The organism is Ideonella sp. (assembly GCF_035254525.1).
Classification (GTDB): domain Bacteria; phylum Pseudomonadota; class Gammaproteobacteria; order Burkholderiales; family Burkholderiaceae_C; genus Ideonella.
Map to the genome: position 1 here is coordinate 1 of NZ_DATFAN010000042.1, position 11679 is coordinate 11679.

Genomic DNA, 11679 nt, shown 5'->3' on the forward strand with positions numbered 1-11679 from the left:
ACCGGCAGGTCGACCCGGCGAAACACGATGCCGGTATTCGGCGCCGCAGGGCGCAGCGTCAACTCGACCTTCTGGCCGCTGTGCAGGCCCACGCCGACGGCGCGGGTGAGGGACTTGAGGGTGCGTTGCTTCAGCATGGGCATGAAGCGCTATTGTCGGTCAGGGCCGTGTTGCGCGCTGTAAAGGCAGGTCAAGCTCGGTGCGTGTGCCCCGCCCCGGCGCACTGTCGATCACGAGGCGTCCGCCCAGCCGCGCGGCGCGCTGCACCAGGTGGCGCAGGCCACGGCCATGGTTCGCCACGGCGGGGTCGAAGCCGCGACCGTCGTCCTCGATCAGCACCTGCACGTTCTCGCCGTCGCAGCGCGTGGCGATGCGCACGGTGCGTGCCTGGGCATGCTTGAGCACGTTGGTCAGCACCTCCTGCACGATGCGCAGCACCTGCAAGGCGTCGGGCGGGTTCAGCCAGGGCAGCGGCGGCAGGTCGTCGACCTCCCAGCGCATCGCCAGGCCCGCGGCCTCGAGCCGGCGGCCCAGCCGGTGGCGCAGCGAGGCCAGCAGCGTGACCAGGTCGTGCTCGATCGGCTCGAGCGACTCGATCACCAGCCGCAGGTCGTCGACACACTCGCGCAGCAACGCCGCCAGCGCGTCCTGCTGCAGCTTGCCCTGCTCGGCGAGCACGAGCGAGGACATCAGCGTCGACCCCAGGCCGTCGTGCATGTCGCGCATCAGGCGCTGGCGCTCGATCAGCAGCGCCTGCTCGCGCTCGACCAGGCGCAGCCGCTCGTGGTTGGCGCGCAGCTCGGCCTCGCGCGCCGCCAGCCGGGCCTCGAGGCCCGCGTTGACACGCTCGACCTGGTCGATCGCCGCCGAGTAGCGCTGCTGCACCGCGAACAGGAAGGCCAGCAACACCAGCACGGTGGCGAACGGCAGCAGGTACACCGACTCGACCGGCATCACCCCAGCGATCAGCAGCAGGTCGTGCGTGCCGAGCAGCTCCGACAGCCACAGCACGCCGACGATGACGCGGAACTCGATCGCCCCGCCGCGCCAGGCCACCACGGTGAGCCAGGCCGTCACGACCAGGCCGACGATCGCGTTGACCAGGTGCTGCTGCACCAGCGAGTTCAACAGCGAGCCGGGCAGCGGCATCGTCAGCAGCGACATCGCCGCCACGAACACCAGCAGCGCCCGCTCGGCCCGCGGGTAGCTGCGCGCGTCGAAGCGGAACGCGAACAGGTAGATCAGCATCATCACCCACGACAGCGACGCGTGGGTGGCCCACCAGAACCAGGTGTAGGCCACCCGATCGGCCGGCATGTCGATGAAGTAGTGCAGGCTGCGCAGCGTCCACACCAGCGAGCTGAAGAAGAACAGCAGATAGGCCTGCTCGTGGCGCCGGCGCAGCCAGTACAGCAGCGCGAACAGGCCCAGCGCGAGGAAGGTCAGCGAGCCGACCTCGGGCGCGGTGAGCTGCAGCGCGCGCCGCCAGCCGTCGCGGCTGGCCAGCGCCTCGCGCGGGCCGACGCTGATGCGCGACATGCGGTGCTGGCCGGTGTCGTAGCGGATCACCCCGACCGCCAGGTGCAGCGTGCTGCCGGCCGGCGGTGCCGCGCCGAGATCGACGAAGACCGGCCGGTTCCACTGCTCGCGCCAGCGCTCGGCGCCGTCCCACTGCAGGCGCCACTGCGCGCGGTCGTGCTCGATGACCTGCACCGCGCCGGCGGTGACGCGCGGCACATACAGCGCCAGCGCGCCCTCCACGCCGGCCGGCACGACATAGTCGACCCGGTACCACCAGACCCGCAGTGCGCGCGGGTGCGCTTCGCCCGGCAGGTCGGGCCGCGCCTGCTCGTACAGCGGCAGCGCCACCTGGCGCCATGCCGCAGCGTCGGCCGGGTCCGGCGCATCCACCTGCGGCCGCGGCCGGCCGTCGTCGCGCTGCCGGCTGGCATCGAAAGGCCGCGAACTGACCCACGCGCTGTCGAAACGCACCTCGCCCGCGGAACCGACCGGCAGGCTCGATCGGGCCAGCAGCCCGAGGCCGGCGGCCAGTGCCGCCAGCACGGCGAGCACCCACCCGACGCGCAGGCGCCGCGCCCGTTGCGGCTCGCCGCCCCCCGCCTCTGGCCACGCAGAGTCGCCGACCCCCGCCATCTCAACGGCTCCCGCGAGCGTCGAGCGACCGTTGTCGCGCGAAGCCTCGCCACCAAGCAGCCGCCGCGGATCCGGCTTTGCCGGGCCGCTGGCGGCGCCCCCTCGAGGGGGAGGCGCCGAAGGCGCTTCGGGGGTGGTCGTCAATCCCGCACCAGCCCCAGCTTGCGGGCCTCGTAGATGGCCTCGGTCTTCGAGTGCACCTGCAGCTTGCGGTAGCTGCGTTTCACGTAGGTCATCACCGTGTGGCGCGACACGCCCAGCATGCGGGCGATCTCCTCGAAGCTGAAGCCCTTGGCGGAGTAGGTCAGCACCTGGCGCTCCTGCGGCGACAGCAACGCCTCGCCGTCGGGTGGCGGTGTCGGGTCGCCGGCCAGCCGCTGCAGGAGCTGGCGCGCGATCACCGGGCTGATCGGGCTGCCCCCGGCATGCAGCATCCGGATCTGCTCGGCGAGGTCGGCCGGGTGGGTGTCCTTCAGCAGGTAGCCGGTTGCGCCGGCCTCGAGCGAGGCCATCACGTGCGGCTCGTCGCCGAACACGCTGACGACCATCACGTCGGTCTGGGGCAGGTGGCCGTGGGCGTAGCGGATCAGCTCGATGCCGCTGCCGCTGGGCAGGCCCAGGTCGACCAGCAGCACGTCGGGCTTGAGCTCGCGCAGCAGCAGCAGGCCATGCGGCAGGTCGGACGCGGTGCCGATCAGCTTCAGGTCGGGCGCGCCGGTGATGGTGGCGGCAAAAGCGGCGCGAAAGCGCTCGTCGTCTTCCACGATCAGCACGGAAACGGGGTCCATGGCGTCGCGGCTTTCGACGGTTCAGCGACTCAGGCCGCGCCGGGCCGCCCCAAGCGGTCTGATCCCCTCGGGGGACCGACGCGAAGCGGCGTAGGGGCGGACATCTCAGTCGTCGCCCCAGGGCAGCATCAGCGCCAGGTACAGCAGCTGCTCGAACTCGGGCTGGAAGCGCTCGATGATGGCTTCGGGGTCCGGGCACAGCGTGTCGTCGGTGATCAGGCCGAACTGCACGCCACCGGCATAGCTCAGGATGCTGACGCCCACGCCGATGTCGCCGCTTTGCGGCACCCAGAACATCACCTGCCGGACCGTTCGCCCGCAGAACTTCAGCGGCTCGCGCGGGCCCGGCACGTTGGTCATCACCGCAGTGGCCTTCTTCGCGAACAGGTTCAGCAGCGCCGCCTGCATCGGCTTGATCAGCAGGCCCGCCACCGCCAGCAGCGCAAAGGCCATCACCGGCTGGTAGCCGCCCTTCAGCTCGTTCATGCGCGCGCGCACCGCAGCCAGCCGGTCGACCGGGTTGGCAATGCCCACCGGCAGCACCAGCGGCACCAGGCCGAAACGGTTGCCGAGCTTCCAGGCCTGCTCCATCGGGCGCAGGTTGACCGGCACCATCGCGCGGATCTCCTTGCCGGTCGGGTCTTCGCCGTGATCGCGCAGGTAATCGCCGATCGCGCCGGCGACACAGGTCAGCAGGATGTCGTTGATCGACCCGCCGAAGGCCTGGGCGATGACCTTGACATCCTCCAGCGGCAGCGGCTCGCCCCAGGCGACCTTCTTGCCTGGCGTGGCCTTGCCCTTCAGGCGCGTCGGCGAGTCGTCGGGCATCAGCGCCATCGCCGCCGCGTCGCTGATGACCTGGTAGCCGATGCGCGCCACCTCCATGCCGCCGGCCAGCGGCTGCGTCGGGTTGGCCACCTGCTGGGAAATAAACTCGATCGACCGGCCCATGCCGTCGCCGTACAGCCCGATCGCCTTGATCGTCAGGTCGGTCACCGGCTTGAGCAGCGCATCGGCGAACCAGTCGGCCTCGGCGCCCTCGCCTTCTGCGGCCCCGTTGGTGCGGCGCTTCTTCTCCGGCGGCGGCTTGCCGCCATCGGTGATCGACAGCATCACCGAGATCAGCGCGATGCCGTCGCCGATGCAGTGGTGGATGCGGGTGATGATCGCGCTGCGGCCGGGCTCGAGGTTCTCGACCAAGCGCAGCTCCCACAGCGGGCGCGACGGGTTCAGCGGGGTGGCCGCCAGTTCGCCGACCCGCGCCTTCAAGGCGTCGAGCGGGGCCTGGCCGGGGGCGACCTCGAGCGTTTCGGCCACCACGTGGTTGGCGATGTCGAACTGGCCGTCCTCGACCCAGGTGGCGCCCATGGCGTCTTCGACGACCCTCTGGCGGAAGCGGTCGTACAGCAGCAGGCTGCCCTCGACGCGCGTGCGCAGATCGCCGAGGCTCAGCTCGGGCTCGACCAGCCAGATGCCGACGATCATCATCAGGTTGGCGTCGGTGTCCATGCGCAACCAGGCGGTGTCGACGCGCGACATGCGCTCGGTGGTGACGGCGGCGTGGGCGGTCATGGGTGGGGCGCTCCCTCTAGAACAAGCTTTGTGTCGTGGCGACGATGCTGGGTAACATCCCGCCCGTCAATTCAGACTTTACCCAGCGGAGCGTTTGCCATGGCCGACCTGAAGACCCAATTCGAGACCGCCGTCGCCGAGAGCAAGCAGTTGCCGGAAAAGCCCGACAACATGACCCTGCTCAAGATCTACGCGCTGTACAAGCAGGCCACTGCCGGCGACGTGGACGGCAAGCGCCCCGGCTTCACCGACATGGTCGGCCGCGCCAAGTGGGATGCCTGGAACGAGCTGAAGGGCAAGACGAACGACGAGGCGATGCAGGAATACATCGACCTCATCGAGGGCCTGAAGTAGGTCTTCAGACCTTCTTCGCGGCCTTGGCCTGCTCCTTGGCCAAGGCCTCGTCGAGCTGCTTGCTGACCTCGCCCTGGATCTGGCCGGCGAAGGCGCCGAGCAGCAGGCCGAGCTTGGCGTCGACCTGGAAGTGGTCGGCGGTGACGATCATCGTGCCCGACACGCCCGAGCGCTTGAACTGCACGGTGTCGCTGGTCTCGCCCTCGAGCACGGTGCACTCCATCTCGAACTTCTGCTCGACGTGCTCCGCCCATTTCCAGGCGACCTTGCGGGCGCGGGTGAGGCCGAGGGTGTGGTCGCGGTGGATGTGGATGTCGGCCATGGCGTATCGTGGTTCTCAGTTCGTCGGGTGATCGGGGGCGGGCGGCGTGAGTCCGCGCAGTGTGGCGTCGCGCTCCGCCCGCGGCAAGCCGGCCAGGCGCCGGACTTCGGCGTAGAAACGCTCGAAATCCGACCCCTCGCGTTCGAACAGCGCGCTGAAGGCGGGCACCCAGTCCAGGTAGACCGCCTGCATGCCGAGCGAGGCGTTGTTGGCGTTGGCGAAGAACGCATCGTAGCCGGCAAACCCGCCCCAGGGCCCGGCCTTCAGCGCCGCATGCCCGGCGCGCAGCCGCGCCATGATCTCGGCCTTGCCGGCGCGCTTGGCCTCGTCGCTCGCCGCCGAGTGGTACAGAGCGTCGAGCGCGCGGCGGGCGTCCTGGGTGATCCCGCGGAAATCGCGCCGCCGCTGCTCGATCGCCGCGGCCAGGGTGCGACCGCCGGGCGAGCCTTCGGCGGCCATCCAGCGCTCGCCGCCCAGGCGCTCGACCGCGGTCGCGAAGGATTCGTTGAACATCGAGTCGCCCGGCGCGTAGGCCACCTGGTGCGCCAGTTCGTGGAAGATCAGCCGCGCGAGCTCGGATTCGGGCCACTGGATGAAGGTCGACAGCAGCGGGTCGCCGCCCAGCCATTCCATCTTGCCCAGCGTCGAATACGCCGGCACCGGGTAGACGGTGGTCTCGAGCCCCCGCGCGCGCAGCGCCGCCGCCTCGGCGTCGGCGTCCGCCTGTGCGTAGTAGCCGCGGTAGCCGACGCAGCCGACCACCGGGTAGCACCAGGTCTCGAGCCGAAGCGACAGCTCGGGCGCCGCCGCCACGTTCCACACCGCCGCCGGGCGCTTCAGGTCGGTGAAGCGGCGGTAGCTGTCGTTGTCGGGCAGCTTCAGCGCCGTGACGGCGAATTCGCGCATGCGCTTGGCCAGCTCCAGCCGGGTCCTCAGTGCCTCGCTGGTGGCCGGGTCGGCGATCCAGTCGTCGACCGGGCGGGCACTGTTGACGATGTGCAGGTGCCCGGCCGCCGACTGCGCCAGGTAGCCCAGCGAACTGCAGCCACTGGTGACGCAGACCGTGCCGACGGCCAGCGCCAGCAGACCGACGATGCCGACCGCGCTCGCCACCAGCCAGCCCCTCAGCCGCATCGGCTCACAGCGCCGCGACCTCGACCAGGCAATCGTAGAAGGTCGGCGCCGCGCCGAGGTCGGTCAGCCGCTGGTGCGTCAGCTCGTTGACGTTGGTGCCGTTGCGGCCCAGCTTGCGCCACCACACCCCCAGGCCGTTGACCACACCGGGCCGGGCCCGCGGGCTGACGCGGGCCGTGCAGTGGTAGCTGCCACGGTCGTTGTAGACCCTCACCGGCTGGCCATCGGCGAGCGCGCGGGCCGCCGCGTCGCTCGGATGGATCTCGACGATCGGCTCGGCCTCGATGTCGCGCAGGCTCTTGACGTTGACGAAGGTCGAGTTGAGGAAGTTGCGCGCCGGCGGCGAGATCATCGCCAGCGGGTAGCGCGCCGCCAGCGCCGGCGCGCTCGCGGCGCTCTCGTAGTTCGGCACGTGGTCGGGCAGCGGGATGCCGGGTGCGCTGGCGATGGCCTTGCCGCCGGGCGTGGCGAAGCCGCCTTCGGCGAAGGGCGCGTCCGGCAGCGGGAGCCTGACCCAGCCGTCGCGCTGCAGCCGCTCGGCATCGATCTCGGCGTTGAACGCCTGGCCCACGATCGCCTCGTCGCTGTCGCGGAAGCACGGCTCGTCGAAGCCCAGCCGTGCGGCGAGCTGGCGGAAGATCTCGCAGTTCGATTTCGCCTGGCCGCGCGGCGCGATCGCCGGCTGGTTGATCAGCACGTAGGTGTGGCCATAGCTGGTGTGGGCATCCCAGTGCTCGAGCTGGGTCGTGGCCGGCAGCACGTAGTCGGCGTGGTCGGCGGTGTCGGTCAGGAAGTGCTCGAGCACCACCGTGAACAGGTCTTCGCGCCGGAAGCCGGCGACCACCTTGGGTGACTCGGGCGCCACGGCCGCCGGGTTGCTGTTGTAGACGATCAGCGCCTCGATCTTCGGGCCGAAGGCGGGCGATGCCTCGCGCAGCAGATCGTCACCGATCGTGCTCATGTTGATCGTGCGGGGGTGCCGGCCGGCGAGCAGGTCGGGCCGCTCCAGCGCCGCGGTGTTCCTGACCGGCTTGGCCCAGCCCGAGGCCGACAGCAGCAGGCCGCCGGCGCGGTGACGCCACGCGCCGGTCAGGCAGGGCAGCAACGCCACCAGCCGCACCGCATTGCCGCCGCCGTGCACCCGCTGCATGCCGTAGTTCAGCCGGATCGCCGCGGGCTGGGTCGTGGCGTAGTCGCGCGCCAGGCCCTTGACCTCGTCGACCGTCAGGCCGCACTCGGCCGCGGTGCGCTCGGGTGTCCATGGCAGCGCCCGCTCGCGCAGGGCGGGCCAGCCCTCGACGTGGCGCGCGAGGTAGTCGTGGTCCAGCCAATCGTTGACGATCAGCTCGTGCATCAGGCCCAGCGCCAGCGCACCGTCGGTGCCGGGCAGCAGGGCGATGTGCTGGTGGCATTTCTCGGCCGTCTCGGTGCGGCGCGGGTCAATCGCGATCAGCTTCGCGCCAGCCCGCTTGGCGGCCTGGGCAAAGGTCCAGAAATGCAGGTTCGAGGCGATCGAGTTGCTGCCCCAGATCAGGATCAGCTTGCTCTCGGCGAAATGCTCCAGGTGCATGCCGAGCTTGCCGCCGTAGGTCAGCTGCAGGGCCTCGCCGCCGGCGGCGGCACAGATCGTGCGGTCGAGCAGCGACGCACCCAGCTTGTGGAAGAAGCGCGCCGCCATGCTCTCGCCCTGAACCAGGCCCATCGTGCCGGCATAGCTGTAGGGCACGACAGCCTGCGGGTCGCGCCCCGCGATCGCACGCAGACGCGCCGCGATGTCGTCCAGCGCCTCGTCCCAGCCAACCGGCACGAACTGCCCGGCGCCCTTCGGGCCCACGCGCTTCAGGGGCGTCAGCACGCGCTCGGGGTGGTCGACCCGCTCGGCGTAGCGCGAGACCTTGGTGCACAGCGCACCGTGGGTCGGCGGGTGATCCGGGTCGCCCTGGATGCGCACGATGCGGTCTTCCTCGACCGTCACGCGGATCGCGCAGGTATCGGGGCAATCATGCGGGCAGGCGGCGTGGACGGTGCGCGAGTTCATCGCGAAATCATGTCACAGGCTCCGGTACCCGCCGGCGGGCCAGGTTAACAGGGCGTTTCATCTTCCCCGGCCAAGCCGTGAAACAGGTCGCAGGGAACCCCCGGTGTCGCACGGCCTCATCTCACGTCCGGCCCGGATCGGACGAACAAGGCCGCATGACCAAGATTCCGCCCTCACTGCATTCCACCCCGTCGCCGGGCCTCCTTCCGCGCCGCCGCGCACTGCAGCACCTGGCCGTCGGCGCCCTGGCCGGCGCTGGCCTCGGCGCCCGCGCCCAGGGCGGCAGCAGCCGGCTGGTGCTCGGCCAGTCGGCCGCCTTCACCGGCCCGGCCGCCCAGCTCGGCATCCAGATGAACGCCGGCGCGCGGCTGGCCTTCGACGCCTTCAACGCCGCGGGCGGCCTGGGCGGCCTCAGGATCGACCTGCAGACGCTGGACGACGGCTACGACCCGGCGCGCTGCAAGGCCAACACCGAGAAGTTTCTCGCCGCGGACGTTTTTGCGCTGTTCGGCTACGTCGGCACCCCCACCTCGCTGGCCGCCCTGCCCCTGGTCAAGGACGGCCGCACGCCGTTCTTCGGCCCCTTCACCGGCGCCATGGCGCTGCGCGAGCCGCATGCCAGGCCCTTGTTCCATGTGCGCGCTTCGTACGACGACGAGACGGCGCTGATCGTCAAGCAGCTGACCTCGCTCGGCCTGAACAAGGTCGCCGTGTTCCGCCAGAACGACAGCTATGGCCAGGCGGGCCTGGATGGCGTCACCAAGGCGCTGAAGGCCAAGGGGCTGAACCCGGTCGCGGTGGCGACCGTCGAGCGCAACAGCGTCGACGTCGCGGCGGCGGTGAAAGCGCTGGTCCCGGCCAAGCCCGACGCGATCGTGCAGATCAGCGCCTACAAGAGCTGCGCGGCCTTCATCCGCGCGGCGCGCAAGGCGGGCTTCGGCGGCACGTTCTACAACGTGTCCTTCGTCGGCACGCAGGCGCTGGCCGATGAGCTGGGGCCCGAAGCCAACGGCGTCGTCGTCAGCCAGGTCATGCCCTACCCGTACACCAACTCGGTGCCGATCGTGCGCGAGTACCTCGCCGCGATCAAGGCGATCAACGACGCGAAGGTGCAGCCGAACTATTCCAGCATGGAAGGATATGTCGCGGCCCGCGTCTTCATCGAAGGATTGAGGCAGGCGCGCAGCGCGACCTTCGATGCTTTCGTCAGCGGGGTCGAATCGCTGCAGGGGTTCAACCTCGGTGGCTTCACGGTCAACTTCGGCCCGCACCAGCACGTGGCCTCGCGCTTCGTCGAGCTGTCGATGCTGACCAAGGAGGGCGGCGTGCGCCGCTGACCCCGGTCGCGTTCACCCTGAGGGCGGTGGGCGCCGGGTGCCCCGGGTAACATCCCGCAGCACCCGAGCGAGCGAGACCGTGCCATGTCCCTGATCGACGACCTGCAGGCCGATGCGGCCACGATCGCCACACTGCGGCGCCAGATCCATGCCCATCCCGAACTCTGCTTCGAGGAGGTCCGCACCGCGGATCTGGTGGCGCGGCAACTGGCCGAGTGGGGCATTCCGATCCACCGCGGCCTGGGCAAGACCGGCGTGGTCGGCATTGTGAAGAACGGCCACAGCCCGCGCGCGATCGGCCTGCGCGCCGACATGGACGCGCTGCCGGTCACCGAGCGCAACGCCTTCTCCCACGCCAGCCGCCACCCCGGCAAGATGCACGCCTGCGGCCACGACGGCCACGTGGCGATGCTGCTGGCCGCCGCCCGCCACCTGGCGACACACCGCCACTTCGACGGCACCGTCTACCTGATCTTCCAGCCGGCCGAAGAAGGCGGCGGCGGCGCGCGCGAGATGATCCGCGACGGGCTGTTCGACAGGTTCCCGATGGACGCGGTCTTCGGCATGCACAACTGGCCCGGGTACGAGGCCGGGCAGTTCGCTGTCTGCGACGGCCCGGCGATGGCATCCAGCAACGAGTTCAAGATCACGATCCACGGCAAGGGGGCCCACGCCGCGCTGCCCCACCTCGGGCTGGACCCGGTGCCGGTGGCCTGCCAGATGGTGCAGGCCTTCCAGACCATCGTCACCCGCAACAAGAAGCCGCTCGATGCCGCGGTGGTCTCGGTCACGATGATCCACACCGGTGAAGCCACCAACGTCGTGCCCGACCGCTGCGAGATCGAAGGCACGGTGCGCACCTTCACGCTCGAGGTGCTGGACCTGATCGAGCGCCGCATGCGCGAGATCGCCGAGCACACCGCGGCCGCCTTCGGCTGCGGCGTCGATTTCGAGTTCCACCGCAACTACCCGCCGACGATCAACCACGCCGCCGAGGCGCAGTTCCTGCGCGGCGTGATGCATGAGCTGGTCGGCGAGGCCAACACGCTCGAATTCGAGCCGGCCATGACGGCCGAGGACTTCAGCTACTTCCTGCTCGAGAAACCGGGCGCCTACTTCGTGATCGGCAACGGCGACGGCAGCCACCGCCTGCCCGGCCACGGCCTGGGCCCCTGCACGCTGCACAACCCGACCTACGACTTCAACGATGGCCTGATCGCGCCGGGGGCGGCGCTGTGGGTCCGGCTCGCTGAGACCTGGCTGGCGCTGCAATGATGTCCTGAATTGACCGGTTTCGGTCCGGCGCGAGCCTGGGCAGCGGCTTGGCCACGGGCAAAGATGAGCGCATCATCAACCACCCGCCGAGAGTCCGCATCATGTCCACTTCCGCCCACACCGCCCTGCTGCTGATCGACGTGCAGGAGTCCTTCCGCGCCAGGCCCTACTGGACCGACGCCGAAGCGCCCGCGTTCTTCGAGAAGACCAACGCGCTGATCGCCGGCGCGGCCCAGGCCGGCATCCCGATCGTCCAGGTGTTCCACACCGATGGGCCGAACCGCGCCGACAACCCGTTTTCGCACGCCAGCGGCCTGATCAAACCGCTGGCCGAGCTCGCGCCGTTCGACCCGGCGCTGGTGGTCGAGAAGCACCGCCACAGCGCACTGGTCGGCACCGGGCTCGCGATCTGGCTGCACCAGCACGGCATCCGCCGCCTGATCGTGGCGGGCATCCGTACCGAGCAGTGCTGCGAGACGACCACCCGCCACGCCAGCGACGAAGGCTGGGAGGTCGACTACGTGACCGAGGCGACGCTGACCTTCGCGATGACCACGCCGGCCGGCGCCACGCTGAGTGCCGCGGCGATCCGCGAGCGGACCGAAACCGTTCTCGCCGGCCGCTTCGCCACCATCTGCACGGTGGAGCAGGCCCTCACGCGTGCGGCCGAGGCGGCGTGATGCGGCCGGCCGGACGCGCCTTGGA

11 protein-coding genes are annotated in these 11679 nt (G+C 70.3%); 4 read left to right on the top strand and 7 right to left on the bottom strand.

Annotated features, from left to right (window positions below):
* The 4 genes from VJ693_RS04045 to VJ693_RS04060 all read right to left on the bottom strand — a co-directional run.
* On the bottom strand, positions 1-137 hold a 137-nt coding region (locus tag VJ693_RS04045; protein ID WP_324152217.1), incomplete at its 3' end, for a UDP-3-O-acyl-N-acetylglucosamine deacetylase.
* Between the two features lie 22 nt (positions 138-159).
* Positions 160-2154 (bottom strand): sensor histidine kinase, encoded by a 1995-nt coding sequence (locus VJ693_RS04050; RefSeq protein WP_324152180.1) that lies wholly within the window; start codon positions 2152-2154, stop codon positions 160-162.
* Positions 2155-2294: 140 nt separating this feature from the next.
* A complete protein-coding gene (locus tag VJ693_RS04055) occupies positions 2295-2942 on the bottom strand; it encodes a response regulator transcription factor (protein WP_324152181.1) in 648 nt (215 codons plus the stop codon).
* A gap of 105 nt (positions 2943-3047) precedes the next feature.
* Complete coding sequence (locus VJ693_RS04060) at positions 3048-4514, bottom strand: wax ester/triacylglycerol synthase family O-acyltransferase (RefSeq protein ID WP_324152182.1); 1467 nt, start codon at positions 4512-4514, stop codon at positions 3048-3050.
* A gap of 99 nt (positions 4515-4613) precedes the next feature.
* On the opposite strand from VJ693_RS04060, the gene VJ693_RS04065 reads away from it, so the two are divergent.
* Complete coding sequence (locus VJ693_RS04065; RefSeq protein WP_324152183.1) at positions 4614-4868, top strand: acyl-CoA-binding protein; 255 nt, start codon at positions 4614-4616, stop codon at positions 4866-4868.
* A gap of 4 nt (positions 4869-4872) precedes the next feature.
* Here the strand turns inward: VJ693_RS04065 and VJ693_RS04070 are convergent, their stop codons facing one another.
* Genes VJ693_RS04070 through VJ693_RS04080 form a run of 3 tightly spaced genes read right to left on the bottom strand, consistent with a single transcriptional unit; the run spans position 4873 to position 8362 of the window.
* Positions 4873-5190 (bottom strand): polyhydroxyalkanoic acid system family protein, encoded by a 318-nt coding sequence (locus VJ693_RS04070; RefSeq protein WP_324152184.1) that lies wholly within the window; start codon positions 5188-5190, stop codon positions 4873-4875.
* 15 nt (positions 5191-5205) lie between these two features.
* Positions 5206-6324 (bottom strand): aminopeptidase, encoded by a 1119-nt coding sequence (locus VJ693_RS04075; protein ID WP_324152185.1) that lies wholly within the window; start codon positions 6322-6324, stop codon positions 5206-5208.
* Between the two features lie 4 nt (positions 6325-6328).
* Positions 6329-8362, bottom strand: a complete 2034-nt coding sequence (locus VJ693_RS04080; RefSeq protein WP_324152186.1) for a molybdopterin oxidoreductase family protein — start codon at positions 8360-8362, stop codon at positions 6329-6331.
* Positions 8363-8517: 155 nt separating this feature from the next.
* Between VJ693_RS04080 and VJ693_RS04085 the strand changes: the two genes are divergently transcribed.
* The 3 genes from VJ693_RS04085 (at position 8518) to VJ693_RS04095 (ending at position 11654) form a co-directional block, all read left to right on the top strand.
* Positions 8518-9699, top strand: a complete 1182-nt coding sequence (locus VJ693_RS04085; protein WP_324152187.1) for an ABC transporter substrate-binding protein — start codon at positions 8518-8520, stop codon at positions 9697-9699.
* An 84-nt stretch (positions 9700-9783) separates the two neighbouring features.
* A complete protein-coding gene (locus VJ693_RS04090) occupies positions 9784-10974 on the top strand; it encodes a M20 aminoacylase family protein (RefSeq protein WP_324152188.1) in 1191 nt (396 codons plus the stop codon).
* 101 nt (positions 10975-11075) lie between these two features.
* Positions 11076-11654: a cysteine hydrolase family protein gene (locus VJ693_RS04095; protein ID WP_324152189.1), complete on the top strand. Its 579-nt coding sequence runs from the start codon at positions 11076-11078 to the stop codon at positions 11652-11654.
* The last annotated feature ends 25 nt before the right edge of the window (positions 11655-11679 follow it).